The following is a 26,665-nucleotide window of genomic DNA, read 5'->3' as shown; positions in this document are numbered from 1 at the left end:
TGGGCTGAGATTAACCTCGGCCGTTTTGCTTTTCTTTAATTTCAGCCAGTGTTTTGCAATCAACACATAAATCGGCTGTCGGTCGAGCCTCTAAGCGACGGATACCGATTTCGATACCGCACGACTCGCAGAAGCCAAAGTCATCATCTTCGATTAGCTGCAGTGTTTTTTCTATCTTTTTGATCAGTTTACGTTCACGGTCACGTGTACGCAGCTCTAAAGAAAACTCTTCTTCTTGTGCTGCACGGTCGACAGGATCAGGAAAGTTTGCTGCTTCATCTTGCATGTGCGTCTTGGTACGATCAACTTCGTTACGCAAATCTTTACGCCATGCTTCTAATATTGCTTTGAAATGCGCACGTTGTGCGTCATTCATGTATTCTTCGCCCGGTTTTTCCTGATAAGGTTCTAAACCGGCTTGAGCTAATAAGCCTAGTCTCTTTTGGTCAGGCATAGCATTCTCCTAAATCCTTAATACATTACCCCAGCTAACGCCGGCGGCTATAAATAGCAGAATCTCCCCCCCTACGCAAACACTTTTTCATTTTTTAGTATGGCATTTGCGAAGACATCTCAGTCTTAGAGACGAAATTCTAATGAGCTGGGATATGGGGATCATTAATTTTATTTCAACTTATATTAACAGGTACTTGCTGTGATAGGGTAATTTCCTGTGCTGAGATAGTTGCTTTATACGCCAATATCTCTACGCCTTCTTGAGATGCTTGAGTAAGTAAGGTGGCATAGTGGGGGTCGATGTGTTCGGCCGCTGCGACGTCGTTAATTCCTTCATGCATTACGACAAACAATAATACTGCTCTTGCGCCTTGGTGTTTTAATGCTATCAGCTCGCGAAGGTGTTTTTGGCCTCTGAGTGTTTGGGCATCAGGAAAATAGCCACGGTTGTTTTCTAGCAAGGTGACCGATTTCACTTCAACGTAGCAAGGTGCACGCTCATCATCTTCAAGCAGAATATCAATACGGCTGTTTTCTTGGCCATACTTTACCTCTCTATGGCTGCGAGTATAGCCACTCAGTTGCTTGACGATACCTTGTTCAATACCTTCGAAGGCGACCGTGTTGGCGTGGTTGGTATTTACGCAAATAAGCGCTCCTTGCGTGTTTTGTGTAAGCTCCAATGAGTGTGGATATTTACGTTTTTTATTGTCACTGGTGGAGTAGTAGGCACTAAATCCAGTGTCGGCGCAGCCAGTCATTTTACCTGTGTTGGCACAGTGTACCGTGAACTCCCCCTGATGTGAGCAGTGTAAATCGACCAAAAAGCGTTTGTAGCGTTTGATAAGGGTTGCTTTGTTGAGCGAACTTGCAAATTTCATTGATTAATCGCATTAGGTTGGGGCTATATGCGCACTAGTGTACACTTTAGGACACTAACAAGTGCAAGAGAATATAGGATTATGTCTGACAAATTTATTGTTCGTTTAAGTGAAGAGGCCGCTGCGCCACATTGGGGAGCCGGTGCTTCTTTATCTTTTGATAACCAAGGTGCAACGGTTCACTTAAATGAAAGTGAAACGCTCAAAAATATTCAAAAAGCGGCCAGAACACTTGCTCAACAAGGGATCACGCAAGTACAGCTGCAAGGCGAGCAGTGGTGCACAGAGTCGCAGTGGGCGTTTTATCAAGGCTTTGTAAGCCCCAAGCAATTAGCAGGTGTGACTTTTGTAGACAATGCGCAATCAGATATGAATGAGTTGGCTGCTTTGCAAACATCGGCAACATGGGCTCGACAAATGATCAATGGGACCGCAGAGGATATCTACCCAGAAAGTTTAGCGGGTAAAGCGGCTGAGTTCATTCAATCTCTCGCGCCAGAGCATGTCAGCTATCAAATTATTAAAGGCAAAGCATTACTTGAGCAACAGTGGATAGGTATTCATGAAGTCGGCCGCGGTAGTGAGCGTCCGCCTGTATTGTTAGAGCTTGATTATAACCCAACTGGCAATGCTGATGCGCCAGTGAGTGCTGCGTTAGTAGGTAAAGGTATCACGTTTGATTCGGGTGGCTACTCTATTAAACCCAGTGAAGGAATGCTGGGTATGAAGTGCGACATGGGGGGAGCTGCAACGGTCACTGCAGGCTTAGCGTTGGCTATTCAGCGTGGTATAAATAAGCGTATTAAGCTGTTTTTGTGCTGTGCTGAGAACCTGATCTCAGGTCATGCATACAAATTGGGTGATATTTTAACGTATAAAAATGGCACAACCGTTGAGATTGTTAATACTGATGCTGAAGGCCGTTTAGTGCTGGCCGATGGTTTAATGGCTGCAGGTGAAACTGGCGCAGAGCTTATTATCGATGCGGCAACGCTCACCGGGGCTGCGTTAGTCGCGGTTGGTCAAGAATACAACGCGTTATTTGGTTTAGATAAAGAGTTAGTTGGTGATGTTCAGCAGTTTGCTGGTGAAGAATTTGAAGCGGCATGGCCCTTACCGCTTGAAAAGTGGCATCAGAACAACTGCCCATCAGCTTATGCTGATACCGCAAACAGTCGTGCACAAAAAGGCGGTGGATTTGGTGGTGCCTCAAATGCCGCTGGGTTCTTGTCGCGTTTTGTGCCAAACGAAGGTAAAGGCTGGGTACACATTGATTTAGCTGCAGCGTTTCAAAACAATGCGGGGAGTCAATGGGCCGCTGGCGCTACAACTTTAGGAATGAGAACGGTGGCGCGCACGTTAGCTGAAAAGGCCTAAGTGTTTGCTTGGCAATGCTAGCTGCTAGCATTGCCAAAATACGTGTTACGATAGTAGCGCTGCGGCCAGACGCACAAAGTCAGAAGAGGTTAAAATCCCTAATAATTTGTTGTTTTCATCGACAACAGGCATACAGCCATGACGGTTGCTAACAAAAAAATCAGCCACTTGCGCAAGGTTTTGCTCGGGCTTGATACTCGCAAAGTCGGTGGCCATTATGTCTTCAACAACGGTATACTTCTCTTTTCTTTCCAGAGCATTTGCTCCATACGTTGCCATAATCCCCATTACTTTTGCGATCATTATTTTCTGAGTCAGCATGCCTTGCAAAATACCCTGCTCGTCAATAACTGGAATATGGCGAATGTTTTTCTCTCGCATTAAATCGTGGGCATCTTTTAGTGATGCTTTGAGTGAAACTGCAAAGGGATCGGCTGTCATCAGATCGGCAACAGTGTTTAACATCATTATTTCCTCTAGCTGAATTGGGTTTGCACTTAAATATGTATATCTTAGTTATAACGTACATTTTTGCGCTGTGCATAAATCGAGATCAAACTATGCGACTTAAGTGGCGATGAACCTATGCCTTAAAGCTAATTTTCTATTGCTGATGTTGATGTGTTTCATTGCGTGTGATTAGCAGCAAAAAGAGACTGATAGTGTCTGAGCGCTGCATTTATTGTTTCAAAACAACGATTAAAACTCGAAGTTAGTCGACTAGATTGGCTGCTAATCGCTGGTTGGGATAAAAAAGCGTGCTTGAGGTTTATTATGCTCGGCTAGTTGAATATATTTGGACTCAACTAATTGTGAAACGGGGACTAATTCATAACCTTGCGCTTTAAGCTCTGGTAAAGCCATTGTCAAAAAAGCGACCGTTTCGGGGTAGGGGTGCGCGATGGCGATGGCAAAATTTTCTGAATCAGCTTTTTGTTTTAAAGCTTCAAATTGTGATCTCAATGATTCAGTGGTCGTAATATTATCTAAAAATATATGACGACTAATATTTTCAACACCATATAAGTTGGCGACTGTCTGGGCCTGAGTATGCTCTGTTGTGCGGCTATCGAGAAAAAACAGTCCGCGTCTTTTTAAAACTTCCATCGTCCATTTCATTGGCTCAACAAATTGTGTTAGTGCAGAGCCCATGTGGTTATTAATGCCTTTTACTTGCGGTAACGTAGCTAAAGCGTGCCCTAAGGTACTTTGTAACTGCCATTTATTCATCTCTAAAGTGAGTGCACCTGGACCAAGCGCTTTATTTTGCAGTGACTGCATGGGTACATGCAGTAGAAGTTCCTTGCTTTGCTGGCTGGCCAAAAACGCAAATTGCTGAGAATACGGCGTATGAGGTAAAATAGAAAACGACAGCTGGCCGGGTAATTCCAGCAGCTGTAAATCTCGTTTGTGGTTGCCAATATCATCTATAACAATGGCTATTTGTTTTGCAGCGCTTGGCAAAGCCATCAGCCACAGCGCTAAAAGTCCCCAGTATATGCGTCGCACAGTCCCATTTCTTATTGTTTTTAATAATTATAATTTAATGTTTTTTAAGTAACTTTCTTGCATCAGTTAAATGAGAGTCTAGTCTAGCTAAATGCTCTTTTTTGGCTGTTTGTTCGCCAGTCATTATAGCGCTTTTACTTAAATGTGAAAGCACTTGCTGCGTAAGAGGGATATCCGGTTCAATACCAACGCCTTCAATGGAACGCCCAGATGGAGTGTAGTAGCGCGCAGTGGTCAGTTTAAGTGCGGTGGTACCATTGCCGATAGGTATGAGTGATTGCACGGAGCCTTTACCAAAAGAAGGGGTTCCAACGACGATGGCCCGACGATTATCTTGCAGTGCGCCGGCTAGTATTTCTGCGGCGGAGGCTGAATTTTCATTGATCATTACAACCACGGGAGCACCATTGAGTACATCGCCTTGTTGAGCACTAAAGTGCTGATTGGCATCATAAAATCGCCCTTGCGTTGACACGATGGTACCGGCATCCAAAAACAGATCTGAGATGGCAACGGCGCTCGTAAGGGTGCCACCGGGATTATCTCTTAAGTCAATTATTAAGCCACTGAGTGCTTCGCCATTTTCGAGTCTCAAGCGGTTTAGATGCCGAGCGACATCATGGTAAGTGTTATTGTTAAAGCCATTCAATGAAAGGTAACCATTGCCATTACTAAGTAACAGGCTAGTGACGCTCTCTAGGTTAATTTCTTGACGACGTAGTGCCAGTGTCAGTTGCTGTGCTTTTCTCTCTACAGTAACTTTAATGATTGAGTACTCTGCTTTTTGCAGTAGCTTAGACACATAAGCAATGTCTTTGTTTGTTACGTCATGGTTGTTAATGGCCACTAGCTTATCACCACCTTCAATGCCCGCAATATCTGCAGGTGAACCTGGCAGGGTATTGATAATAACAACGTGATTAGCTATTTCTTCAACCTCAATCCCTATCCCTGTATAGCGTCCATTTGCAGCACTAAAAATAGCTTCGAGTTCGGCTTCAGAGAGATATTTCGAATAAGGGTCTAGTTGCGCAAGTAATTGCTCAAAGTTGTTTTTATCAATGTGGCTGAGCACCAAATCTTCAACATAGTAGGCATGAATGTGAAACAAGATCTCTTCAACTTGCTCTTCGGTGTAGTGTTGCTTTGCAAACGCATTGGGCGTGGCAAAACTTAGGCATAGCAGTATGCTAAGGGCGAGTAAGCCCCAACTTTGATAAACGCGTTTGCAAGTGCATTTTATACGAAAAAATATGTTCATGTGCTGCTCCAAGTGTTGGTGCAGCACGGGTTAATCAATTAACTTGCTTTACACCATTTTACCGGATCGACAGCGCTTCCCTTATGCCGTATTTCGAAGTATAGACCAGATCGAATTTGTCCGCCGCTTTGGCCAACTAACGCGATGGTTTCACCCGCATTGACGATATCACCAACATCTTTTAGTAGTGTTTGAGTGTGGCCATAAAGGCTCATAAACCCTTTTCCATGGTCAACAACCATGACCCAGCCAAAGCCATTTAGCCAATCGGCATAAACCACTTGGCCCTGCTTTATGCTGTTAACAGGTGTGCCTGCTTGGGCTTGAATAACGACTCCTTTCCAGCTCATCCCCGCATGTTTACGTTGTCCAAAGCGGTGACGTAAACGTCCCTGACTTGGCCATTGTAGCTGTCCTTTGCTCTGTGTTAGGCCATCTAGGACCACTTCCTCGGGCTGTTGAATGCTCGCTAGCTCTTCGAGTGTGCTAAGCAATGTTTGTTCGTTTTCTTTTAAATAGTCGATAGCTTGTGCGGTTTGTTGCAATGCTTTATTGAGCGTTTGCAGATGTACTTGGCGCTCTTCTTGGCGTGCGACAAGTGCTGTTTGTCGTTGTTCTTGTTGTTCTCTTAGTTGAGCTAATTGTGTTTGCTTACGTTCAAGCTGTTGTTGGTTTTTCGCTAGTTCGAAGAAAACTTGTTTCAGCTCTTCTAGCTGCGTTATTCTCGCTTTATTGAAGTAGTCATAGTAACTGATAGTTCGCTCTAAAGTCGCACTTTGCTCTTGGTTTAAGAGCATTTTTGAATAGTCATGGCTACCCGTCATATAGGCACTTTTGAGTTGCGCAGCAAGCAGTTTTTGTAAGCGTTGCTTTTTGTTTTCTAGACTTTTGGCCTCATTTTGCAAGGTGTACTGGTGTTGTTGGTTTTCAGCAATACCACGTCTGGTTAATGATAGTGCCTTTGAATTTTTTGCAATATCTAATTCTTGTGCTTTGAGTTTTGCACGCAACGCCGCGATATTATCTCGTTGCTGTTGGTAGTTTTTTTGGCTCTTTTTGAGCTCTTGTTGTACTTCAGTTAAATCTTGCTTGGTTCTAGACTCATTGGCGGCCACCGAGGTAACCACCAATGATATGCCAAGCGCAAATAACTTACTGGGCAAATTAAGCATCGTTATTTCAAGGTCATGATAGGCGTGCCAGTCATTTCACTCGGTTGCTCCATCCCAAGTAAGTGCAACATGGTTGGCGCAACATCACTGAGGGTTTTTCCATCATGTGGTACCGCATCTCGGCCAATGTAAATAAATGGCACTGGTTCTGAGGTATGTGCAGTGTGAGCTTGGCCTGTTTTTGCATTAGTCATTTGCTCAGCGTTACCATGATCTGCTGTGATCAGTGCTTCGCCGCCCACCTGCTCAAGCGCTTCAACGACTCGACCAATACACTGATCAACGGCTTCGCAGGCTTTTACTGCAGCACTGAATACGCCGGAGTGGCCAACCATATCGCCATTAGGATAGTTACAAACAATAACATCATAAGCACCGCTGTGAATGGCTTCTACCAATTTGTCGGTAAGTAACGCAGAGTTCATCTCAGGTTGCAGATCGTAAGTGGCCACTTGTGGTGATGGGATCAGTTCACGCTTTTCGCCTTCAAACTCATCTTCTTTGCCTCCGCTGAAGAAAAACGTCACGTGTGCATATTTTTCAGTTTCAGAGATACGCAGTTGCGTTTTGTTATGTTTAGCTAGCCACTCACCAAGTACGTTCGTCAGTGCTTCAGGAGCGAATGCCACCGGCGCATCTATATCTGCAGCGTACTCAGTCATCATGACAAATGCGCTTAACTGAGGTGAGACTTGCTTGGTAAACCCATTGAACTGTTGGTCTACAAATGTGCGTGTCATTTGACGCGCTCTATCGGCTCTAAAGTTCATGAATATCAGGGTGTCGCCATCATTTATTGTGGCAGCGTCACTCCCTTTTGGTTGAATAACACTGGCTTTGACAAATTCATCATTCTCGTCGCGCTCATATGCTGCATTCAGTGCCGTTACACCATCCGCATAAGTGTACTGTGCCTGTGCGCTCACCATCAGGTTGTAAGCTGCTTCTATGCGCTCCCAACGGTTATCTCTGTCCATTGCATAGTAGCGGCCAACGATTGATGCAAGGCGACCACATTTTAGTTCTGAAAATAGTTTTTCGACTCGCTCAATAGACACTTGAGCGCTACGTGGAGGCGTATCTCGACCGTCTAAAAATGCGTGGAAGTAAACGGCTTTTGCACCGCGCCTTGCTGCGAGTTTAATAGCTGCAATGATATGATCTTCATGGCTATGTACACCACCTGGGCTTAAAAGGCCCATTAAATGAACGGCTTTATCGGCTTTAACCGCTTTATCAATGCTCTCAACTAACACAGGGTTGTGCTCAAACTCTCCGTCTTCAATCGCTTTAGTAATGCGGGTAAAGTCTTGGTATACGATACGTCCTGCACCTAAATTAACGTGTCCAACCTCAGAGTTACCCATTTGACCATCAGGAAGGCCCACATCGAGCCCTGAACCAGAAATCAAAGTTCGAGGCTTTGTTTGCCATAAATGATCTAGCACAGGGGTATTGGCTGCTAAAATAGCGTTACTTTCGCTTTCTTCTCTATAACCCCAACCGTCTAAAATCATTAGAACAAGTGGTTTTTTTTGTGCAGTCATTTGGGCTCCTTTAGAACTAATTTAACACATGTGCACAGGAAAAGGTGGGCACATTAGCGCGACACAACAGTTGGCCTAGCATACCTTGTTTTGCGTAAAAATTCAGCCCTGTTGCTATGATTTATCCTCAACTATTTATCAGTTTAACTGCTTGTGAGAGGGGATATGCGCTGGATGTTAAGACAAAGGGCTATACCCAAACGAACGCAAAATGTATACTGCTGGGCTATTCATAATATGGGTGTGTGAAGTGAGTTAAAATCGCACATTAGAAAGTTAAGTTGGAAGGTGCATGGAACAATACATCGAATTTATAAGCAACAACGCGATTTTAAGCGTTATTTGGTTAGCCCTTGTCGTTATGATAGTGGCAAGCTGGTTTAAAAGTAAGTTTTCAGCCATCGTGCAGGTGAATCCTCAACAATTAACTTTATTGGTTAACCGTGAAGGTGGTCAAGTCGTCGATATTCGTTCCGCCAAAGAGTTTAATGCGGGTAGGATTGCTGGAGCTGTGCAGCTAAGCGCAGAAAAGGCAAAACAAAGTGATTTTGCAGGGCTTGAAAAACAAAAAAGTAAACCCATTATATTGGTGTGTACCACGGGGATGACTGCCTCAGGAATTGCTAACACAATGCACAAAGCAGGTTTTGAGCATGTATACGTGCTTAATGGTGGAATGGGCGCATGGCAAAGTGCTGGGCTGCCGACCACGACTGGAAAATAATAGGAGCCTTTATGACTGAGGTTGTAATTTACACAAAAGATTATTGTCCGTTTTGTCACAGAGCTAAGGCGCTGCTAGATGCAAAAGGTGTAACATACACAGAGTACGATATTGGCCAGCGACCAGAATTACGTGAGCAGATGATAGAAAAAGCCAATGGTGGTTACACTGTGCCACAAATTTTTATCAATGATAATCACATTGGTGGCTGTGACGATATGATGGCTATCGAAGCAAAAGGCGAGTTAAACGCTTTGCTGAACTTGTAAGAAAATTAAATAAAATTCAAAGAATTTAGGAACACTCATGACAGAACAAAATCAAAATGCCGCGACAGAACAACAACAAGAAGCGCAGTTTAATATCCAACGTATCTACACTAAAGATGTTTCGTTTGAAACACCAAATTCTCCAGCGATCTTCCAAAAAGAGTGGACTCCTGAAATTAAGCTAGACATGGATACCCGTTCAGACAAGCTAGATAACAACGTATTTGAAGTTGTACTGTCTTTGACGGTAACAGCAAACATTGGTGAAGAAACTGCATTCTTATGTGAAATTCAACAAGCAGGTATCTTCTCAATTGCAGATTTAGAAGAAGTACAAATGGCGCACATGTTAGGAGCATTTTGCCCGAACATCTTGTTCCCATACGCTCGTGAAGCGGTAGCGAGTCTAGTGAACCGTGGTACATTCCCGCAGTTAAACTTAGCACCAGTGAACTTTGATGCGTTGTTTGCTCAGTATATGCAGCAAAGAGCAGCGCAAGCAGAGCAAACTGCTGACGCATAAGTAATGAATTCAGTTCAGTCAGCTGTAACTGTATTAGGGGCGGGGTCTTATGGCACCGCCCTTGCTATTTGTTTTGCCCGTAATGGTCACAAGGTGACTTTATGGGGGCGAAACAAAGATGACGTTGCGACGCTTGCAGCTGAGCGCAAAAATCAACGTTACCTTCCTGATTGTCAGTTTCCTGAGTCTTTAACGTTAGAGAGCGATTTAGTTAACGCTGTAACAGCAAGTGAAATCGTATTGCTGGTTGTACCAAGTCACGCGTTTGCTGATACGTTAGTAAAGGTGCGAGATCACCTATTACCTAATGCAAAAGTTGCCTGGGCAACAAAAGGCCTAGAACCAGACACCGGACGCTTGTTGCAAGAAGTTGCTCAACAACAACTTGGTGAGCAAGTTCCGCTAGCGGTATTATCAGGGCCAACGTTTGCAAAGGAAATGGCCGCTGGATTGCCAACAGCCATTTCGGTGGCTGCCACTGAGAGTCATTTTGCTGCACAGTTAGCTAAGTTACTCCATTGCGGTCGTTCGTTTCGCGTATACAACAATGACGATTTTATCGGTATTCAGTTGGGCGGAGCGGTTAAGAACGTTATTGCAATTGGTGCGGGGATGTCAGATGGTTTTGGTTTTGGTGCCAACGCGCGCACGGCACTAATCACACGTGGCTTGGCTGAACTGTGTCGATTAGGTACAGCGCTTGGCGCGCGTCCTGAAACATTTATGGGTATGGCTGGCTTGGGTGATTTGATCTTAACCTGTACTGATAACCAATCGCGTAATCGTCGTTTTGGTTTAGCCTTGGGTAAGGGAATGGCGGTAGATGAAGCTATGCAAAGCATTGGTCAAGTCGTTGAAGGTTACCGTAACACCAAAGAAGTGTATCTACTTGCTCAAAGAAGTGGCATTGAAATGCCGATCACAGAGCAAATTTATCAAGTTTTATATCAACAAAAAGATGTAAAAGAAGCGGCAATGGCGTTACTTGGTAGAGAACAAAAAGCGGAGTAAACTCCGCTTTTTGTTATTTTTATACTGCATTAATAAAGTCTAATTGACGCCAAGACTCATAAACAAACACCGCAACCGCATTAGATAAATTCATACTACGGCTATCTGCACGCATTGGTATGCGCAGACGCTGCTCTTCGGGTAGTGAAAAAATAATCTCCTCAGGAAGGCCACGAGTTTCAGGGCCGAATAGCAAACAGTCTCCAGCTTGGTACTGAGGTTGATGATGATATTTTGTTCCTTTTGTCGTGCAGGCAAAGACACGCTTAGGTTGGCAATCTTTTAAGTAATCCTCGAATGAGGCATGGCGCTTTACATGACTAAATTCATGGTAGTCCAAGCCTGCACGTTTAACACGTTTATCATCCCAGTCAAAACCCAAAGGTTCTATTAAGTGAAGCGCATACCCTGTATTTGCGCACAAGCGAATGATATTGCCGGTATTGGGTGGAATTTCAGGTTGGTAAAGCACGATATCTAACATAATCACCTCGAAAAATTTACGCTGCTTAGTATAACGAAATGACGCCTGCTTAGGTAAGTATTCTCTGTGGCTTTTATCCATTTATGTCATCATTATTTCACTTGTGCCGTATAGACTGTAAACTATTGAAATAAGAAATTTTTAACCTAGTCCTCGAGGTCTTTTGGTCAATGCAGAAAAATGTAAAGCCAAGTTATGAGCTATTAGTACGCTTTGCCAGTGTATTTACCATGCTAATGGTTAGCTTAATGATTATCACCAAATGCTGGGCATGGTTATCATCAGGCAGTGCTTCTATGCTTGGGTCATTGACTGACTCGTTACTAGATATTAGTGCCTCTTTAATGAGCTTTTTAGTGTTGAGTTATGCACTTCGCCCTGCTGATGATGACCATCGATTTGGACATGGTAAAGCAGAGGCCTTGGCGGGATTGGGGCAAGCTGCGTTCATAGCTGGCTCTGCCTGCTTATTAGCTTTTCACGCGATTGAACGTTTAATTAACCCCGTGGTTTTAAAGCATTCATTGCTTGGGGTATGGGTTAGTTTGTTTGCTATTGTATGTACATTACTTGTTGTATCGGTTCAATATCAGGTCGTTAAACGCACACAATCTATCGCTGTTAAGGCTGACTCGCTGCACTACAAAGGAGATGTGCTATTAAACATTGCAGTGCTGTTGGCAATTTTGCTTTCTTACTATGGCGTTATTTATGCCGATCCACTCTTTGCAATTGGCGTTGCAGGGTACTTACTTTATAACTGTTGGGATATAGCCAAGGAAAGTGCCGCGCATCTAATGGACAGAGAGCTTCCCGACGAAGAGAAAGCAGAAATCATTATGCTGGCGTCAAGTCATGAAAATGTATACGGCGTGCATGATCTGCGAACACGCCAAAGTGGCAAAGTGAAGTTTATTCAGTTGCACTTAGAGCTTGACGATGACATGCCACTGATGCGTGCACATGCAGTGAGTGATGAAGTGGTTGCAATGATCCAGCAGGCTTTTGAGGGAGACCTCGATATTTTAATTCATCAAGACCCTGTTTCTTTGGCGGTTAACCCTAAACTATCACAAAACAGATAAAACTCGTTGAGCACCGAGTGTCGAATGTCATCTTTTTCGCAAAGTAGCTCGTGTTTAGCATTGGCGAACGTTTTTATATGCGCATTTGGATGAGTTTTAATAAACTGTGTGTGCGCTCGGTTATTGACCACTTCATCTTGTTCAGCACTGGCAATGAGTAATGGGGTGGTTATGTTTAAACTCGGGATTTTTTCTATGAAATTAAACACTTCGTTAAGCCAATTAAAACTGACTCCCCCTAAGCATAGTTCTGTTTCCTTTTGATATAATGAGCGAAAGCGCTGATATCGCGTGTGGCAATGGGTTAGCTGGTTTTCATCAAACGCGACTGGCAAATAGTTGCTCTGACCAAAAGCATAGTGTTTAGAGAGTCCTACCCAGCAGCCTATTTTGGCCACCCATTTTGCAAGCTTGTAGGGTGTGTTATGAGTATGAATATCGAACATTGGCGCTGATAAGAAAGCGCCATTTATAGCAGGCGAATAGCGCGATAAATAATCACAGCTAACGGCCGCTCCCATTGAATGGGCAAGAATAAAGAGCGGTCCTTGTTGCAAAGGCGTGACTATCTTTTCGATAAACGCATTCAGATCGTCACCATAATCTGTAAATTTTTTAATATAGCCAACTTGAGGGTTAGGGGTTAAGCGCTCAGATAACCCTTGACCAATATGGTCATAAGTAAATACGGCGATGTTGTTTTGCGCGAGTTCCCATAATAGCTCTTGATACTTCCAAGCAGACTCAATTCTACCATTGACTAGTACAACACTATATTTGGCTGTTTTAGGTATGTGATAGCTATAAAACAGTTTACCACTGGATGCTTTTAAGTAACCTTGTTCAGAGTTCTGCCAGTGTGTTTCTATGTCGCTATTATGCTGCGCTAGCTGTGTACTGTAGCTGTAAAAGTTCATATAGGTAATGTGATAGTAACCACTAGGCCTTGCGGCTGATTATGTTTAAACGCTAAGCTACCATGGTGCGCGAAAATAGCACGTTTGGCAATGGCTAAACCTAAGCCAATGCCGCCACTGTCTCTGTTTCTTGATTGGCTTGTACGATAGAAAGGGCGACACAGTTGCGCCAAAGCACTATCAGAGACTCCTTCACCATCATCACAAATACGCAGTACAACCTCGTTTTTGGATAAGTGAAATGACAATTCAACCTGCGTCTGTGCGTACTTTATCGCGTTACGTAGCACATTTTCGATGGCGCTACTTAAGAGTTCACCATTACACTGCAAGCTAATCATTGGGGGAGCGTTTGCGATTAATGTTTTGCCTGTTTGCTCTGCTTCAAACTGAGCATCTAAAAGTACATTATCCAGCAGCGTCGCAAAACTGACTTGTTGTAAATGCAAGCTTTCTTGGCCGTATTCTAAACGCGATAGCGTAAGGATATCGGATAGCATTTTATCTAAACAGTGGGCTTCTTTTTCAATGCGGGCAAGGTACGTTAATTGAGCTGCATTGGCATGATCTTGTGCAAGCGCATTGGCGAGTGTGAGTCGGGTTAATGGTGAGCGTAGCTCATGTGACACGTCTGCCAGTAGCTGTTTGTGGGTCAATACGCTTTGCTCAAGTTTATCAGCCATATGATTAAAGTCGTGCATGAGCGTGGTGATTTCATCATGGCGATGTTTGGGGATGTTTACTCGGGCGTTTAATTGACCACGGGCCAGAGACTTGGCTGTGCCGCCCAGAGAGTTTAGCGGCGCGACCAAGCGACGACTAAATAGAACGCTTAGCAAAATAGACGGTAATATAACGGCAACAGCCTTGAGCCAAAATGGCAGCATTTTAATGCGCATCATCAAGGCTGGCTCTCGAACAGGTTTAATTTGATATAATAGGTAATGCTCGTTGTTAAGTTTAATAGGAAATGGGCCATAGGCAAAATATCGCTCAGTTGCGATAAATAAAGGCTGATCTGACGTTTGAAAATGCAGCAAAGACAGGTCAAGGTTATATTTGTTTACTTCAGAGCTGATACTTTGTTCAATATTTTCATGTGCCAAATAAAGCCATTTATGTTGATTAAAACGAGGATGAGCAATGACCTTGTTGATCGGCTTTTGCTTCACGTTAACCAAACGCTCGATATTGTGTGTAAGGTGACTGATGGTATCACGTAGCTTTCCTTTGAGCGGTTTGGTTTCTAATTGCTCTGGCTGCAATTGGCTCAGTGCCACCAATAGTAGTAAAATGCTGATGATAGTCAGCCAAAAAGCTAAAAATGCCTGCAAAAATAGTCCAGAAGGTTTAAATTTGGCCCATGAAACAATATTGTTTTTTATCAGATCATTGTGCCAAAAAGACATAACCACTTCCTCTGATAGTTTGAATGCAATTGGCGTTATTGTATTGTGCGATTTTCTTTCTTAAGTTGCTGACATGCATATCAATAGAGCGGTCAAAAGGGGCTAGCCTGCGGCCTAATACTTGTTGACTCAAAGAGTCTTTGGTAACCACTTCTCCTGCATGGCTCATGAGTTGATGTAGTACTGAAAACTCTGTGCCCGTTAATGTCAGCTCGTGCCCTAATACATGTACTCGGCGAGCGAGATGGTTGAGCGTGACACTATTAATAATGAGCTCAGCATTATGGTTACTGGCTTGTTTTACAAACTCAATACGACGACTTATCGCGTGAATTCTTGCTAGTAGCTCGCGGTGATTGAAGGGTTTAGGTAAGTAGTCATCTGCACCAAGCTCTAACCCAAAAATTCGGTCGAAATCATCCCCTTTAGCCGTAAGCATAATGACAGGGGTTAAATGAGTGGCGCGCAACCTTTTGAGTACTTCAAAGCCATCTAACAGAGGTAGCATAACATCAAGCAGGATCACATCGTAATGTCCTTGAGTTGCTTGTAATAATCCTTGTTCACCATCGAATGCTTGAAAGACTTGGCAACCTTGGTTAGTTAAATACTCCTTTAAAAGGTCACTTAATGTATGGTCATCTTCAATAAGTAGCAGCTTGCTCATAAGCGTATTTCTCATTACTTCATTATTCTAGTTTACCTTGCAAAATATGAAATTGCAGATCTTTACGTAGTCTTTACATTGCTTTGCGTTACTTTTCATCCCATTCGCTAAGCTAAAAATGTAAGTTCAAGAGCAAATATAAGGCAATAAAATGAAAGTAAAATCAGCAATCTCAATATTAATGATCAGTGGCGGTTTACTATTTAGCGCGGTGGGACATGCAGGACATCACGCAGAACACTTTTTACTCTCAGAGAAGGCGGCAAAAAAATTAAATTTAACCCAAGCACAACAAGATAAAATTGCGACAATAGTGGAGCAAAAAAAGGCGTCAATGAAAGCGCTCAAAATGACACGTCACAATAATAAAGATGCATTCAAAGCGTTAATTGAAAACGACTATTTTGATGAGCAGCAAGCTCGCGCTTTAATTGCTAAAAGTAGTGACGCCAAAAATGACCTGTTACTTGCAAAACTAAGAAGTAAACAGCAGATCTGGCAGGTGCTTACTGCCGAGCAGCGCGCAAAAATGGAAAAGCTCAAGCAGCGAAAAGCGCATAGGCATACAAAATAGTCTTTGCATATGTATAGGATGGAGGGCGCCTTTGCGCCTTTGCTATTCTTTGAAAAATGAATCTTCACTTTTAGCAAGCATGGCTTCGATGTCTTCAAGCATATCTTGTTGATCTTGCGCATCCATTTGCGTATTTGATGTAATTGCAGTAGAAATCTTGTTGTTTTCAAAAGACCATTCACCAAGATCAATTAACTGGCAACGCTTTGAACAAAAGGGGCGATTTGGGCTTTGTTCAGACCAAATTACGTCAGCTTGGCAGGTTGGACATTTTACTACTGTGGGCATAAACGGCTCCCTTGAGATATTTTGCCCACAGTGTAAATAAATTTAAACTGAGATACCACTAATAGCTGGTAACTCGGTTTACTTCGCTTAACGATGTGACGCCAGAGGCTGCTTTTTTAAGACCTGAGGTTCTTAAATTTGCAAAACCGAGTTGACTGGCTATTTTGGCAATTTCCATCGAGTTACCCCCAGCCATGATTAACTGGGCTATTTCTGGGGTAATTTTGACCATTTCGTAAATACCAACTCGGCCTTTGTAACCGTCTGTACAGTGTTCGCAACCTTTGGGCGTAAATAAGGTTATTTGACTTAACTGTGCTTGCGTGAAACCTTGATTTAGCAATTCTTCTTGCGGTAGTGTTTCGGGTTCTTTGCAGTGCTTGCATAAGCGTCTAGCCAAACGTTGTGCAATGATGAGGTTAACGGAACTGGCAACGTTGTATGCGGGTACACCCATATTTAGTAAACGAGTGAGAGTTTCTGCCGCTGAATTGGTGTGTAAGGTACTCATTACTAAGTGACCAGTTTGTGCTGCTTTGATAGAGATTTCTGCAGTTTCTAGATCACGGATCTCACCGACCATGATCACATCAGGGTCTTGTCGTAAAAAGGCTTTTAATGCATTCGCAAACGTCATGTCGGCTTTGGGGTTGATCTGAACCTGATTGATACCTTCTAGATTGATCTCTACCGGATCTTCTGCGGTGCTGATGTTGCGCTCTGGCTTATTTAATATGTTTAAGCCGGTGTATAAAGAGACGGTTTTACCTGAACCTGTCGGTCCAGTTACTAGGATCATACCTTGTGGTTGTCCTAGAGCATCGAGATACATTTGCTTTTGCTCTGGCTCGTACCCAAGCGCATCTATGCCCATCATTGCACTAGATGAATCAAGAATACGCATTACTATTTTCTCGCCCCACATGGTGGGCATGCTACTAACACGAAAATCGATACTTTTACGCTCTGATATTTTCAGTTTGATACGGCCATCTTGCGGTTTACGTTTTTCTGCAATATCGAGACGAGACATTACTTTAATACGTGCTGAAATACGAGTCGCCAATGTGATCGGCGGGCTTGCCATTTCATGCAAGATACCGTCGATTCTAAAGCGAACACGGTACTTATGCTCGTAAGGTTCAAAATGAAGATCTGATGCCCCCTTTTTGATTGCATCCATCAGTATTTTGTTGATGTAAACAATGATAGGAGCGTCATCTTTATCTTTTTCTTTGTCGTTATTATTTTGTAGAGCGTTTTGCTCATCCTCTACATCGAGATTGGCAAATTCTTTGAATTCGTCTTCACTTAGCGATAAGCCTTCAGAAGAGTCAAACAGTTGCTCAATTTTCTTTTCAAGTTGCTTATGGTCAACCACAACCACATCACATTGTAAGCCACTGCTAAATTCAAAGTTTTCAAATGCACCATAATCTGTTGGATCTGAGGCGGCAATGTATAATTTGCGACCTTTTTTATAAAGCGGTAATACCTGGTGCTTACGGATAAGTTTATCGTTTATCAGCTTTTCAGGGATTTGCGCTATGTCAAACTCGTCTAAGTCGAATAATGGGACGCGAAATAAATCTAAGCATTGCTGTGCAAGCGCTGCACTGCTCATGCCGCTACATAAGCAAATGAGCTCGGCGGTTGATTGTGCCTCTTGTTGCTTACTTTTGATTTGTTCTGGTGTTACTCGGCCAAGCGTAATAAATTTACGTAATAACGGTGAATGATGTTCCATAAGCCCTCAGACATAGTCATATCAACTAGTTATTAATTTACATTATTTGGATATAAATAAACTTATAGACCCGAATGTAATATGCTAATTTAACCATTTGTTGAATGATTTAATGCAGTAGAAACAAAGTTTTGATGTAGTATATTTAATTCATTATACATATCAGTTAATGATTTATCATTATTTAGAATAGTATTTGCGCGCTTTTGTTTCTCAGAGCGAGACATTTGTGCTGCGATAATGCTTTTTACTTGCTCATTGGATACATCATCACGTGCTGTGGTGCGTGCCACTTGGATATGTTCTGGTACGTCCACAAGTAGGGTGTGATCACATAGTTTATCTAGGCCATTTTCAAAAAGTAATGGTGCAGATAACACAACATAAGGACCGGTTGCTTGCTGTAGTTGTGATAGGATCTCATCGCGGATCATCGGGTGAAGTAGTTGCTCAAGCCATACTTTACTAGATTCATCTGAAAAGATAATGGCACGTAGCTTGGCTCTATTTAAATTACCTTCTGAGTCAAGTATATCAGTGCCAAATCTTTTCTCGATTGCTTTTAAACCAGCACTATCGATAGCAACGACTTGCTTGGCGATGACATCTGCATCAACAATCGCAATCCCTTTTTTTGCTAAGGCATTACTCACTGCTGTTTTTCCTGCGCCAATGCCACCTGTTAGTCCTAATACCCAATTACTCATAATAATATCACGCCAAAATAAAACTAAAATACCAGTCTACAATGGCCTCGCCATATAGCAGTGTTAACCAACCGGCTATGGCTAAGTAGGGACCAAATGGGATCGGTGTACTCTTATCTTTGCCTTGGATTACTAATTGGATGCTACCTATGACTGCTCCTACAAGACTTGATAACAGCACAATGGTTAAAATGGCTTGCCAGCCTAATAGGGCGCCAAAAACGGCAAGTAACTTAAAATCTCCATAGCCCATGCCTTCTTTGCCTGTCGCCAACTTAAATAGCCAATAGACGCTCCATAAGCTCAAGTAGCCGACGGCTGCGCCAACGATAGCCTCACTAGGGGCAATTGTTAAGTTAAATGTACTGGCGATGAGCACCAACCACAGCAGCGGGAGTGTGAGTTGATCTGGCAATAACATATGATCAATATCGATAAAAATAAGTGCAATCAGCGTCCATGTTAGTACAAGGTATAAAGCTGTTTGCGGCGTTGGCCCAAAATACCAAGCAATAAATAATGAACTTATAGCCGTGCCAAGCTCAATCAAGGGGTAGCGAACAGATATTGCTGTTTGGCACTGGCTGCATCGACCTCGTAATATTAACCAGCTTAGCAAAGGTATATTTTGCCAAGGCTTTATTTTGGCATTACACGAAGGACAGTGAGAACTGGGCGTTGCTAAATTAAATGTAGATGCATTTGTATTTTGTTGCTCTGTGGCAGAGTTATCGTTAACTAGTAGCTCACACTCGTTGCGCCATTGCTGATGCAGTATTTTGGGCAGACGGTAGATAACCACATTTAAAAAACTACCTATACATAGGCTAACCATTCCTACTACGAGGTAAAAAAACCAAGAGTGTGACTGCATTAGTTGAAGTACTTCAAGCATCGTTATTCTTATTATTAAAAGGGCAGGTTAAATAACCGACCCTAATTGGAAGATAGGCAGATACATCGCTATGATAAGGCCACCAATTAAAACGCCCAGCACCGCCATAATTAAAGGCTCAAGTAAGCTTGATAAGCCATCAACGAGATCGTCCACTTCTTGCTCATAAATGCTGGCAACTTTAGCTAGCATACTATCGAGTGAACCAGACTCTTCACCTATGGCAACCATTTGTATTACCATGTCGGGGAAGACGCTGGTATTTCTCATTGCCCAATTCATCTGGTTACCTGAGCTTACTTCACTTTTTATGTCTAAAATGGCATTTCTAAATATTGCGTTACCGGATGCACCCGCCGCAGAGTCAAGCGCATCTATCAAAGGTACGCCAGCGGCAAAGGTGGTTGAGAGTGTTCGGGCATAACGTGCAACAGCTGCTTTATCTAATATTTGCCCAACAACCGGTAAGTTGAGTAGCAATCGGTCGTTAAAGTTACGCAGTGCCTTAGAGCGAAATAGCATTTCTTTGTAGGTGTAGCCACCTAAAAATAGCACGCCAAGTAGTATCCACCAGTATTTCTGCATAACCTCAGAAATAGCAATAACCATCAGGGTAAAAGCAGGGAGTTCAGCCCCAAAACCGTTAAAAATTTCTTGAAATTGCGGCACAACAAAGATTAATAAAATAGAAGTCACTATGAGGGCAACGATTATCACCGCAATTGGATAAAACAACGCTTTTTTTATTTTTGACTTAAGTGCTTCGGCTTTTTCTTTATATACCGCAATGCGCTCAAATACACGGTCAAGAGAGCCAGACTGTTCTCCTGATTGCACTAAGTCACAATACAAGTCATCAAAGTGGCGCGGGTAGGCGCGCAGTGATTTAGATAAAGGTTGTCCAGCTCTAACTTCATCGGCAATTGAAGTTATCAGCTTTTTCATACTTTTATTATTGATCCCAGAGCCAATCATGTCTAAAACTTGAATTAATGGCACGCCAGCGTTAAGCATGGTGGCAATTTGTCGCGTTGTTACAGCGATGTCTTTGGCATCGATTTTGGGCGTACGATTTAGGCCAAAGAGTGCTTTAGGTTTGCGTTTGACTTTAGAGGGGGTGATGCCTTGCTTGCGTAGCTGCGCTTTTACCAGCGCAATACTAGTGCCTGTCATTTCACCTTCAAGGCGCTTGCCTCGTGTACTGACTCCAACCCATTTGAAAGTATCTAATGACTTATCATCAGTGTTTTTTGACATATTAGGATCACTTTTTAAAGAGTTTACTAAAGAAAAGCAGCTGATAAACAGCTGCTATTTATGTTTGTCAGCGATTAGCCGCCTGAACCGCCTGAACCACCAGATGACGCCACAGTACAACCTTGCGGTAGTAGAGCTGCATCGGCATTACTGGTACACGCCCATTTAAAAGCGTTATTAGTAGTACTTGGAGTTAATGTAAAGGTTTTTCCTGTTAAGGCTGAAACGGCGTTTGAGCCCATTGTTACAGTGATCACACCAGTATCAGCAGTAACTGCTAGCGATGAGTATGTACCAGTAGTTGCTAAGCTAGTATTTGTTGGCGTTGAGTTAGCATCAGGGTATGATCCATTAACTTGATGATACTCAGCAATTGCAGTTTTCGCACCCGCTGAAAGTGATACCGCTTCGGTTGCTTGTGCTCTAGCGACGTAATCCTGATATGCTGGTAATGCAACAGCAGATAAAATACCGATGATAGCCACTACTATCATCAATTCGATAAGGGTAAAACCACCCTGTTGTTGTCTTGCCATGTTTTGTCTCCTAAAGGAAAAATATATACCTTACGCATTGTAAGTTAAAAAGATATTAAAATCTTTATGGTTACGAACCTATTCTACGTTAAGTATAGGCTTTTTTAGCGAGCAGCGCTTTATGTCGTTTATGAAAGCTTGCTTGTTAATTTGTGTTTAACACTCATTCTTTTGTCGTATTTAAAGGCTTAGGTACAATATTGTCAACAAGTTAGTTGTAAAAACAAGCAATTACTTGGCACCTATGATTTAAAACGCATTGAAAGATCAATACTGTGCACATGCTTAGTTAGCGCACCACTGGAGATAAAATCGACCCCGGCTTGCGCATAGGTGCTTAATGTCTCGAGCGTCATGTTACCCGATACCTCTAATTTCGCTTTGCTTTGAGTCAAAGCAACGGCTTGTTTTATGTCTGCAACACTAAAGTTATCAAGCATAATAATATCGGCACCAGCTGCTAAAGCTTGATTAAGCTCCTCTAGGTTTTCAACCTCAACTTCCACAGGTTTGTCTGGGTGGTTACATTTCGCTTGCGATACAGCTTTAGCTATACCACCACATGCTGCAATGTGGTTTTCTTTTATTAAAAAGGCATCGAACAGCCCAATGCGATGGTTTTTCCCACCACCACAGCTTACAGCGTACTTTTGTAGTGCACGTAAACCAGGTACTGTTTTTCGGGTGTCAAGCAGTTGTGTTTGACTGCCTGCTAATGCTTTAACGTAATGCGCGGTAGTGGTTGCTGTGCCTGATAAGGTTTGTACAAAGTTCAGTGCAGTGCGTTCAGCTGTTAAAATAGCGCGAGCAGAGCCCGATGCTGCAAATAGCGTGGTGTTTGCACTGACATGATCACCATCATTGACTAGCACGTCCACTTTAACTTGCGGGTCGACTTGTTGAAACACTTCTAAAATAAGCTCTTTGCCGCAAAAAACGCAGTCCTCTCGCGTGATCACATAAGCGTTGGCTTGCTCATCTGCTGGGATTAATTGTGCCGTAATATCACCGTCGGCTGCTGATTGATAGTTTAAGTCTTCGTTAAGTGCTTGTTTTACAAGTTGGCTAATTAATTCACTAGAGATAAGTTGGCTTTGCATCGTTTTGTCACTTGTATTGGCTAATGTGCAGAGAGCGAGAATTTTACTGTGTTGTGCACTTATACACAATCGTTGCTAGTGAATTTATATCAACCTTGATAAGGTAACAGTATGATAATTAGAGAGCATTTTTATTATGTCGTTAGACTGGTTTGAAGGCGCTCACAGGCGGCCCTGTACATTTTATGACGACAGGCCAGAGGAAGAGAGCGTTTCTTTATTGGTTGTGCATAATATCTCTTTACCAGCTGGTCAGTTTGGCACGCCATACGTAGATGCGCTATTTTGCGGCATGCTTGATTGCAGTGCACACGAAAGCTTTGGTGATTTAAACGGGCTTAAAGTGTCTGCGCATTGCTTTATTAGGCGAGACGGGCAAGTACTCCAGTATGTGCCTTTTAGCAAGCGAGCATGGCATGCCGGGGTGTCGAGTTTTTTAAATAGAGCGCACTGCAATGATTTTAGCATTGGCATTGAGCTAGAAGGAACAGATAACTGTGCCTACACCGAGTTACAGTATGAACAATTGGCCTCGTTAACATCGCAGTTAATGACAGCGTACCCAGCAATTACTAAGCAACGAATTGTAGGACACTGTGATATTGCACCTGGGCGAAAAACAGATCCTGGGCCTGCATTTTTATGGCCCAAATTTTATCAACTATTAGAACAGCAAAGAGCATTGTTATGATTTTAATTTCGATCATTTTGGCGTTGATTATTGAGCGTTTGGCTGCACGAGGAAAGTATTGGCAAATGAGTCACTATGCTGATATGTACGTTACCCATAGCGGTTCAATTAAAAGCATTTTTAATTCTGGCTTTGGGGTGCTTATTTGGCTGGTAATGCCAAGCATGTTGTTGGCGATTATCTACGATGCGTTTGACTCTATACTGATTGAACTGTTGTTGAATGTGTGCGTGTTACTCATTTGTTTTGGATGTGCACATCAGCGAGCGCGTTATAAGGGATATTTAAATGCATTAACCAGAGGTGATAATGAGGCCGCCACGCTATATGCTCTGCAAATTGGTCAAAAGCGTACAGAGCAAGAGCAAGGCGGGGAGTGGTTTGGACAAACGCTTGTTTGGGTCAACTTTCGTCACTATTGTGCGGTGATGTTTTGGTTTGTGTTATTAGGTGCACCGGGCGCTGTGTTGTACGCATTATCCCGCAGTATATTGGAGGCAATTGATGAAAGTTCCGAGCATGTGCTTAAAGAGCACGGACAACGACTGCAAACTTTGTTGCACTGGTTAGATTGGTTACCCGCGAGACTGGCCAGTTTTGGCTACTTGATAATCGGTAACTTTTCAAAGGGAACAAGTTGTTGGCTTAAATATGTATTAGATTTTAAAGTCTCGAATCGTTGTGTAGTTACCTCGACTGCGCTTGCCGCCGAGCAAATTGAACAACAATACGCGGGGTGTACTTATGAAGCCACCTGCATGATGCGCTTAGTAAAGCGTAACATATTGTTCTACTTGGTTTTAATAGCTTTGCTTACGCTATTTGGTAATTTGGCATAATCGATAGTCACAATTAGAGTGGTGCAACCACTCTAATTGTGCGCGTTAACTGAGCAAGCTTTTAAGCCAAGCTTGCTTTCTCAATCGCATCGCTGTGATTAATTTGTTATCTAGATTGAGCGTCCTGAGTTGTTCATCTGTCACATCAATTAAGTCGCAAACACCTGTCACTTGCCATAGACCCTCTTCAAGCTCTTTTGCTTTGTGTAAGGCGTAATGGCTGACGTAGCGTAATTCATTTGCTAAATAATCGGTATCCGGGCGGCCTGTTTTAGATACGTGTAAATGAAACACAAACAAAATATGCTTGGTCACGGCGCGCTTCAAGAAAAGTTCGAGTGACTCAAGTGACTCACCTTGTTCAATACAATGGCTTTTCAGCGCTTTAGTGAGCTCTTGTTCGTTGTTGTTAAAGCTAACGAAAAGCGTATATTTAAGGGGTTTGCTTTTTCGGCTATGCTTTCTTATTGTTTCAGTCAAGGTGCTCTCAATAAACCCAGATGGGAACAGAGGTTTAATATTCAACTGTTCAGGCTTGGCATTGTGATAATACATAAGTAAGCGATGGATTGGAGTTGGGTAGAGCCCTACACCTACGGCACCTATTTTATAATGTGATGTTTCTTTGTGTAAATAAAATGGGAACTGACACACGCTTTTGGTGACCATATTTCTTAGAGCCGTAGACAACCCAGGGATCCTTGGCGACTCTTTGCAAGGTTGTAGTTTGTCTTTATTACTGTCTATCAATAGTTTAAAAAATTCACTGGCTACTTGCGGTAAATCAGTCAACTTACTGACTTTGAGGTTAATCGTCGTTTTAGTTTTACTTACAGCCACTACTTCATAACGTAAATGACTTAACGTGTATTGCTTTGTGATTTTTTGCAGATCAGGTAAATCGAGGTGAATAATATCGCCCTTCGTCATTGTTGAAGGTTGAGCCAGTTGTACCTGAAGCCCCATTACGGATAAGTCTAGAGTATGGCCGCTGATTTGCGCTTGGTTTTCGGTATGTATTGTTACTGCTGTTTTATATAAATAGCGTTTGTGAGAGCGTAAGTTGACATACTCTAAAGACACCACCTCTAATTTAGGTGGATTTAACGCCTTGCCACGACCAAAAATCTTGAGTTGATTGACAATAGCTTTGTTAAAAGAAAGTGCCAGATATGCATCTTTTTGCTGTTTAGAAGAAATATCTGTGATCAGGGCTAAATATTTGACATTGTTAATGTAGCTTTGGACTCGAGGTGTGGGTGGTTTGTTGAGTTTTTCAATATTTTTACCTGCATTAGCTGGTAAAGACAAAGGAATAAACGCATCCTCTGGGTGGCTTGGCATCAGTTGTATTTTAAAGGTTCGCCAGCTGTTTTTTTGCGCGCCATAAGCTACAAACAGGTTACGAATTTGTGCTTGCTTAGCGAGTTCAAAGTCAAACGCTGAATAATGATAAATTTTTCCATCTTTAATATGCGTGAAGCAATATAACGTCGCCTCTTTGACGGCACTTGGTAAAGATAACATGGCGTTTAACCGAGCTTGCGATAGCACTTGGTACAAACATGAGAACTTTTTCTCATCCTCAAAGTAATAATTAATGAACGCATTGTTTTCGTTGGTTAACGCGATTGTCGGCAAAAGGTGCTTGTCAGTTTGCGAGATAAAAACAAATAACGAGCTGACTCTTGGTTGGTAATACTGTTCATATCCCTTGCACACGATGGCATCCATCGTGTTATCTAGGTTCACTTTATAGCGACGTTTGTTGCCGTGAATGAAGCTATCTAAAAACTCATCGAAAGCGTTACTGTTTTCAACAAACGTTCTTTTAAGGCGCACATGCTGTTGCTCTTTAGATAAAGGCTCTACAGCCACCACCTCATATTGGATGCCCTCTTTCAGACCAAGCTCAAACTCTTGCTCTAAACCGATCAGACGTACACTGACAAGTTGAGCCGGTCTGACGCGCTCTTTTGCTGGAATTTTTATTTTTGCACCACTGAGAGAAATATCAGAAGTTGTGCCATTGATAGCATGACCTTTGCCTAACTCAACAGAGATCTTGATAGAGTAGTTCATCCTTTCTTCAATACGGCTTTCGTATGAAGCAAAGCGGATCAACTTGGCGTGGTCCGGTTGTTCAGCAACAATATCATCAGTTAGACTTTCGTTGTCTTGTGCTTTTTTTTGCATTACCCGATAATTATTTTCGGTTTGCATTACTTCTTCATACACAGCGAGCGTATATTTACCGTGGCGCTCAATCTCACGTTCAAACACTTCTATGGCCAAGTCATCCATAAAGTGTTGCTTCCCTTCATATTCATAAGGCTTAACTTCACCGGCAACTTGGCCTCGTAAGTCAATAAAACGTGCAATAGGCTGCGATAGGCGCGACATTTCCATTTTCAATAAGAATCGATCAGGTTTGGAAATATCTTTAGTCATTTGATCAAAAATCTTATCGAAGTTAGGTTCACCCAACTGCGATTTTAACTCTTTGATCAGAGGTTGATATTTCTGTAGCTTATCTTCAGCCATAATGACCCATTCTATTATCCGTGTTTAAGCTTCAAGGCTTATTCGTTATTATTTGTTATATCAAGTCAAAACTATGACAATACTAAATCATAGTTAATTAATTCTAAACAATTCTGTTAACTTAGTCTGCTAATGAAACACTTACATTTTAGCAAGATAAAGTTACAGAAATTAAGCAATAAGTGTGCCCAATAG

At 42.5% G+C, this 26,665-nt stretch carries 28 protein-coding genes; 9 read left to right on the top strand and 19 right to left on the bottom strand.

The window, feature by feature from the left end; translation table 11 throughout:
• Positions 1-10: 10 nt before the first annotated feature.
• Positions 11-454 (bottom strand): RNA polymerase-binding protein DksA, encoded by a 444-nt coding sequence (gene dksA / locus GDK41_RS13975; RefSeq protein WP_070993460.1) that lies wholly within the window; start codon positions 452-454, stop codon positions 11-13.
• A gap of 175 nt (positions 455-629) precedes the next feature.
• The gene (sfsA, locus tag GDK41_RS13970) at positions 630-1,337 is read right to left on the bottom strand and encodes a DNA/RNA nuclease SfsA (protein WP_152086984.1); all 708 of its coding nucleotides are present in this window, start codon (positions 1,335-1,337) and stop codon (positions 630-632) included.
• 81 nt (positions 1,338-1,418) lie between these two features.
• Between sfsA and pepB the strand changes: the two genes are divergently transcribed.
• The gene (pepB, locus tag GDK41_RS13965) at positions 1,419-2,714 is read left to right on the top strand and encodes an aminopeptidase PepB (protein ID WP_152086983.1); all 1,296 of its coding nucleotides are present in this window, start codon (positions 1,419-1,421) and stop codon (positions 2,712-2,714) included.
• Positions 2,715-2,759: 45 nt separating this feature from the next.
• Here the strand turns inward: pepB and GDK41_RS13960 are convergent, their stop codons facing one another.
• From GDK41_RS13960 to gpmM, 5 genes are all read right to left on the bottom strand, one after another.
• The gene (locus GDK41_RS13960; protein WP_152086982.1) at positions 2,760-3,179 is read right to left on the bottom strand and encodes a CBS domain-containing protein; all 420 of its coding nucleotides are present in this window, start codon (positions 3,177-3,179) and stop codon (positions 2,760-2,762) included.
• A gap of 267 nt (positions 3,180-3,446) precedes the next feature.
• A complete protein-coding gene (locus GDK41_RS13955; RefSeq protein ID WP_152087593.1) occupies positions 3,447-4,184 on the bottom strand; it encodes a divergent polysaccharide deacetylase family protein in 738 nt (245 codons plus the stop codon).
• A gap of 73 nt (positions 4,185-4,257) precedes the next feature.
• The gene (locus GDK41_RS13950) at positions 4,258-5,484 is read right to left on the bottom strand and encodes a S41 family peptidase (protein ID WP_152086981.1); all 1,227 of its coding nucleotides are present in this window, start codon (positions 5,482-5,484) and stop codon (positions 4,258-4,260) included.
• A 38-nt stretch (positions 5,485-5,522) separates the two neighbouring features.
• Positions 5,523-6,656 (bottom strand): murein hydrolase activator EnvC family protein, encoded by a 1,134-nt coding sequence (locus GDK41_RS13945; RefSeq protein ID WP_152086980.1) that lies wholly within the window; start codon positions 6,654-6,656, stop codon positions 5,523-5,525.
• A 2-nt stretch (positions 6,657-6,658) separates the two neighbouring features.
• Positions 6,659-8,203: a 2,3-bisphosphoglycerate-independent phosphoglycerate mutase gene (gpmM, locus tag GDK41_RS13940; RefSeq protein ID WP_152086979.1), complete on the bottom strand. Its 1,545-nt coding sequence runs from the start codon at positions 8,201-8,203 to the stop codon at positions 6,659-6,661.
• Positions 8,204-8,495: 292 nt separating this feature from the next.
• Here gpmM and GDK41_RS13935 point away from each other — a divergent pair, with 292 nt between their 5' ends.
• The 4 genes from GDK41_RS13935 to gpsA are packed head-to-tail and all read left to right on the top strand — an operon-like array spanning position 8,496 to position 10,730.
• Positions 8,496-8,927 carry a rhodanese-like domain-containing protein gene (locus tag GDK41_RS13935; protein WP_152086978.1) on the top strand — a complete coding sequence of 144 codons (432 nt, stop codon included), beginning with the start codon at positions 8,496-8,498 and terminating at the stop codon, positions 8,925-8,927.
• Between the two features lie 11 nt (positions 8,928-8,938).
• On the top strand, positions 8,939-9,196 hold the full coding sequence (gene grxC / locus GDK41_RS13930; protein WP_152086977.1) for a glutaredoxin 3: 258 nt from the start codon (positions 8,939-8,941) through the stop codon (positions 9,194-9,196).
• A gap of 37 nt (positions 9,197-9,233) precedes the next feature.
• Positions 9,234-9,719 (top strand): protein-export chaperone SecB, encoded by a 486-nt coding sequence (gene secB, locus GDK41_RS13925; RefSeq protein WP_152086976.1) that lies wholly within the window; start codon positions 9,234-9,236, stop codon positions 9,717-9,719.
• A 3-nt stretch (positions 9,720-9,722) separates the two neighbouring features.
• On the top strand, positions 9,723-10,730 hold the full coding sequence (gpsA, locus tag GDK41_RS13920) for an NAD(P)H-dependent glycerol-3-phosphate dehydrogenase (protein WP_152086975.1): 1,008 nt from the start codon (positions 9,723-9,725) through the stop codon (positions 10,728-10,730).
• A 19-nt stretch (positions 10,731-10,749) separates the two neighbouring features.
• On the opposite strand, the gene trmL is transcribed toward gpsA, so the two are convergent.
• Positions 10,750-11,214, bottom strand: coding sequence for a tRNA (uridine(34)/cytosine(34)/5-carboxymethylaminomethyluridine(34)-2'-O)-methyltransferase TrmL (trmL, locus tag GDK41_RS13915; protein WP_152087592.1), 465 nt, complete (start codon positions 11,212-11,214; stop codon positions 10,750-10,752).
• A gap of 248 nt (positions 11,215-11,462) precedes the next feature.
• Between trmL and GDK41_RS13910 the strand changes: the two genes are divergently transcribed.
• Positions 11,463-12,299, top strand: coding sequence for a cation diffusion facilitator family transporter (locus tag GDK41_RS13910; protein WP_232056569.1), 837 nt, complete (start codon positions 11,463-11,465; stop codon positions 12,297-12,299).
• Here the strand turns inward: GDK41_RS13910 and GDK41_RS13905 are convergent.
• From GDK41_RS13905 to GDK41_RS13895, 3 genes are read right to left on the bottom strand one after another with little or no spacing between them, the layout of a single operon-like run.
• A complete protein-coding gene (locus GDK41_RS13905) occupies positions 12,248-13,216 on the bottom strand; it encodes an alpha/beta hydrolase (RefSeq protein WP_152086974.1) in 969 nt (322 codons plus the stop codon). The two genes, GDK41_RS13910 and GDK41_RS13905, sit on opposite strands and share 52 nt — an antisense overlap.
• Complete coding sequence (locus GDK41_RS13900) at positions 13,213-14,625, bottom strand: ATP-binding protein (RefSeq protein ID WP_152086973.1); 1,413 nt, start codon at positions 14,623-14,625, stop codon at positions 13,213-13,215. Before GDK41_RS13900 ends, GDK41_RS13905 begins: the two co-directional genes overlap by 4 nt.
• Complete coding sequence (locus GDK41_RS13895; protein WP_152086972.1) at positions 14,606-15,292, bottom strand: response regulator transcription factor; 687 nt, start codon at positions 15,290-15,292, stop codon at positions 14,606-14,608. Before GDK41_RS13895 ends, GDK41_RS13900 begins: the two co-directional genes overlap by 20 nt.
• A gap of 151 nt (positions 15,293-15,443) precedes the next feature.
• Here GDK41_RS13895 and GDK41_RS13890 point away from each other — a divergent pair, with 151 nt between their 5' ends.
• Positions 15,444-15,866 carry a Spy/CpxP family protein refolding chaperone gene (locus GDK41_RS13890; RefSeq protein WP_152086971.1) on the top strand — a complete coding sequence of 141 codons (423 nt, stop codon included), beginning with the start codon at positions 15,444-15,446 and terminating at the stop codon, positions 15,864-15,866.
• 42 nt (positions 15,867-15,908) lie between these two features.
• On the opposite strand, the gene yacG is transcribed toward GDK41_RS13890, so the two are convergent.
• The 7 genes from yacG to nadC form a co-directional block, all read right to left on the bottom strand.
• Positions 15,909-16,154: a DNA gyrase inhibitor YacG gene (yacG, locus tag GDK41_RS13885; protein WP_152086970.1), complete on the bottom strand. Its 246-nt coding sequence runs from the start codon at positions 16,152-16,154 to the stop codon at positions 15,909-15,911.
• A gap of 58 nt (positions 16,155-16,212) precedes the next feature.
• The gene (gene pilB / locus GDK41_RS13880; protein ID WP_152086969.1) at positions 16,213-17,901 is read right to left on the bottom strand and encodes a type IV-A pilus assembly ATPase PilB; all 1,689 of its coding nucleotides are present in this window, start codon (positions 17,899-17,901) and stop codon (positions 16,213-16,215) included.
• Positions 17,902-17,990: 89 nt separating this feature from the next.
• Complete coding sequence (gene coaE / locus GDK41_RS13875; RefSeq protein ID WP_152086968.1) at positions 17,991-18,608, bottom strand: dephospho-CoA kinase; 618 nt, start codon at positions 18,606-18,608, stop codon at positions 17,991-17,993.
• Positions 18,609-18,615: 7 nt separating this feature from the next.
• A complete protein-coding gene (locus tag GDK41_RS13870) occupies positions 18,616-19,503 on the bottom strand; it encodes a prepilin peptidase (RefSeq protein WP_152086967.1) in 888 nt (295 codons plus the stop codon).
• A 27-nt stretch (positions 19,504-19,530) separates the two neighbouring features.
• The gene (locus GDK41_RS13865; protein WP_152086966.1) at positions 19,531-20,760 is read right to left on the bottom strand and encodes a type II secretion system F family protein; all 1,230 of its coding nucleotides are present in this window, start codon (positions 20,758-20,760) and stop codon (positions 19,531-19,533) included.
• Positions 20,761-20,834: 74 nt separating this feature from the next.
• Positions 20,835-21,296 carry a pilin gene (locus GDK41_RS20455; protein ID WP_152086965.1) on the bottom strand — a complete coding sequence of 154 codons (462 nt, stop codon included), beginning with the start codon at positions 21,294-21,296 and terminating at the stop codon, positions 20,835-20,837.
• A gap of 242 nt (positions 21,297-21,538) precedes the next feature.
• Positions 21,539-22,396, bottom strand: coding sequence for a carboxylating nicotinate-nucleotide diphosphorylase (nadC, locus tag GDK41_RS13855; protein WP_152086964.1), 858 nt, complete (start codon positions 22,394-22,396; stop codon positions 21,539-21,541).
• 136 nt (positions 22,397-22,532) lie between these two features.
• Here nadC and ampD point away from each other — a divergent pair, with 136 nt between their 5' ends.
• Together ampD and ampE are read left to right on the top strand one after the other, a co-directional pair.
• Entirely contained in the window at positions 22,533-23,087 is a 555-nt protein-coding gene (gene ampD, locus GDK41_RS13850; RefSeq protein WP_152086963.1) for a 1,6-anhydro-N-acetylmuramyl-L-alanine amidase AmpD, read from the top strand.
• Positions 23,084-23,926, top strand: coding sequence for a beta-lactamase regulator AmpE (gene ampE, locus GDK41_RS13845; RefSeq protein ID WP_152086962.1), 843 nt, complete (start codon positions 23,084-23,086; stop codon positions 23,924-23,926). Before ampD ends, ampE begins: the two co-directional genes overlap by 4 nt.
• Positions 23,927-23,971: 45 nt before the next feature.
• Here the strand turns inward: ampE and GDK41_RS13840 are convergent, their stop codons facing one another.
• Positions 23,972-26,470: a PilZ domain-containing protein gene (locus GDK41_RS13840; protein ID WP_152086961.1), complete on the bottom strand. Its 2,499-nt coding sequence runs from the start codon at positions 26,468-26,470 to the stop codon at positions 23,972-23,974.
• Between the last annotated feature and the right edge of the window lie 195 nt (positions 26,471-26,665).

This window comes from Pseudoalteromonas sp. A25, assembly GCF_009176705.1.
In the GTDB taxonomy this organism is placed as follows: Bacteria; Pseudomonadota; Gammaproteobacteria; order Enterobacterales; family Alteromonadaceae; genus Pseudoalteromonas.
Note: the sequence above shows the minus strand (reverse complement) of the source record. Positions and strands in the feature narration are given on the sequence as shown.

What these genes read in the sequence shown, in the direction of transcription:
- dksA (WP_070993460.1), bottom strand. Translation starts at nt 454, where the DNA reads ATGCCTGACCAAAAGAGACTAGGCTTATTAGCTCAAGCCGGTTTAGAA.
- sfsA (WP_152086984.1), bottom strand. Translation starts at nt 1,337, where the DNA reads ATGAAATTTGCAAGTTCGCTCAACAAAGCAACCCTTATCAAACGCTAC.
- pepB (WP_152086983.1), top strand. Translation starts at nt 1,419, where the DNA reads ATGTCTGACAAATTTATTGTTCGTTTAAGTGAAGAGGCCGCTGCGCCA.
- GDK41_RS13960 (WP_152086982.1), bottom strand. Translation starts at nt 3,179, where the DNA reads ATGTTAAACACTGTTGCCGATCTGATGACAGCCGATCCCTTTGCAGTT.
- GDK41_RS13955 (WP_152087593.1), bottom strand. Translation starts at nt 4,184, where the DNA reads ATGGCTTTGCCAAGCGCTGCAAAACAAATAGCCATTGTTATAGATGAT.
- GDK41_RS13950 (WP_152086981.1), bottom strand. Translation starts at nt 5,484, where the DNA reads ATGAACATATTTTTTCGTATAAAATGCACTTGCAAACGCGTTTATCAA.
- GDK41_RS13945 (WP_152086980.1), bottom strand. Translation starts at nt 6,656, where the DNA reads ATGCTTAATTTGCCCAGTAAGTTATTTGCGCTTGGCATATCATTGGTG.
- gpmM (WP_152086979.1), bottom strand. Translation starts at nt 8,203, where the DNA reads ATGACTGCACAAAAAAAACCACTTGTTCTAATGATTTTAGACGGTTGG.
- GDK41_RS13935 (WP_152086978.1), top strand. Translation starts at nt 8,496, where the DNA reads ATGGAACAATACATCGAATTTATAAGCAACAACGCGATTTTAAGCGTT.
- grxC (WP_152086977.1), top strand. Translation starts at nt 8,939, where the DNA reads ATGACTGAGGTTGTAATTTACACAAAAGATTATTGTCCGTTTTGTCAC.
- secB (WP_152086976.1), top strand. Translation starts at nt 9,234, where the DNA reads ATGACAGAACAAAATCAAAATGCCGCGACAGAACAACAACAAGAAGCG.
- gpsA (WP_152086975.1), top strand. Translation starts at nt 9,723, where the DNA reads ATGAATTCAGTTCAGTCAGCTGTAACTGTATTAGGGGCGGGGTCTTAT.
- trmL (WP_152087592.1), bottom strand. Translation starts at nt 11,214, where the DNA reads ATGTTAGATATCGTGCTTTACCAACCTGAAATTCCACCCAATACCGGC.
- GDK41_RS13910 (WP_232056569.1), top strand. Translation starts at nt 11,463, where the DNA reads ATGATTATCACCAAATGCTGGGCATGGTTATCATCAGGCAGTGCTTCT.
- GDK41_RS13905 (WP_152086974.1), bottom strand. Translation starts at nt 13,216, where the DNA reads ATGAACTTTTACAGCTACAGTACACAGCTAGCGCAGCATAATAGCGAC.
- GDK41_RS13900 (WP_152086973.1), bottom strand. Translation starts at nt 14,625, where the DNA reads ATGTCTTTTTGGCACAATGATCTGATAAAAAACAATATTGTTTCATGG.
- GDK41_RS13895 (WP_152086972.1), bottom strand. Translation starts at nt 15,292, where the DNA reads ATGAGCAAGCTGCTACTTATTGAAGATGACCATACATTAAGTGACCTT.
- GDK41_RS13890 (WP_152086971.1), top strand. Translation starts at nt 15,444, where the DNA reads ATGAAAGTAAAATCAGCAATCTCAATATTAATGATCAGTGGCGGTTTA.
- yacG (WP_152086970.1), bottom strand. Translation starts at nt 16,154, where the DNA reads ATGCCCACAGTAGTAAAATGTCCAACCTGCCAAGCTGACGTAATTTGG.
- pilB (WP_152086969.1), bottom strand. Translation starts at nt 17,901, where the DNA reads ATGGAACATCATTCACCGTTATTACGTAAATTTATTACGCTTGGCCGA.
- coaE (WP_152086968.1), bottom strand. Translation starts at nt 18,608, where the DNA reads ATGAGTAATTGGGTATTAGGACTAACAGGTGGCATTGGCGCAGGAAAA.
- GDK41_RS13870 (WP_152086967.1), bottom strand. Translation starts at nt 19,503, where the DNA reads ATGCTTGAAGTACTTCAACTAATGCAGTCACACTCTTGGTTTTTTTAC.
- GDK41_RS13865 (WP_152086966.1), bottom strand. Translation starts at nt 20,760, where the DNA reads ATGTCAAAAAACACTGATGATAAGTCATTAGATACTTTCAAATGGGTT.
- GDK41_RS20455 (WP_152086965.1), bottom strand. Translation starts at nt 21,296, where the DNA reads ATGGCAAGACAACAACAGGGTGGTTTTACCCTTATCGAATTGATGATA.
- nadC (WP_152086964.1), bottom strand. Translation starts at nt 22,396, where the DNA reads ATGCAAAGCCAACTTATCTCTAGTGAATTAATTAGCCAACTTGTAAAA.
- ampD (WP_152086963.1), top strand. Translation starts at nt 22,533, where the DNA reads ATGTCGTTAGACTGGTTTGAAGGCGCTCACAGGCGGCCCTGTACATTT.
- ampE (WP_152086962.1), top strand. Translation starts at nt 23,084, where the DNA reads ATGATTTTAATTTCGATCATTTTGGCGTTGATTATTGAGCGTTTGGCT.
- GDK41_RS13840 (WP_152086961.1), bottom strand. Translation starts at nt 26,470, where the DNA reads ATGGCTGAAGATAAGCTACAGAAATATCAACCTCTGATCAAAGAGTTA.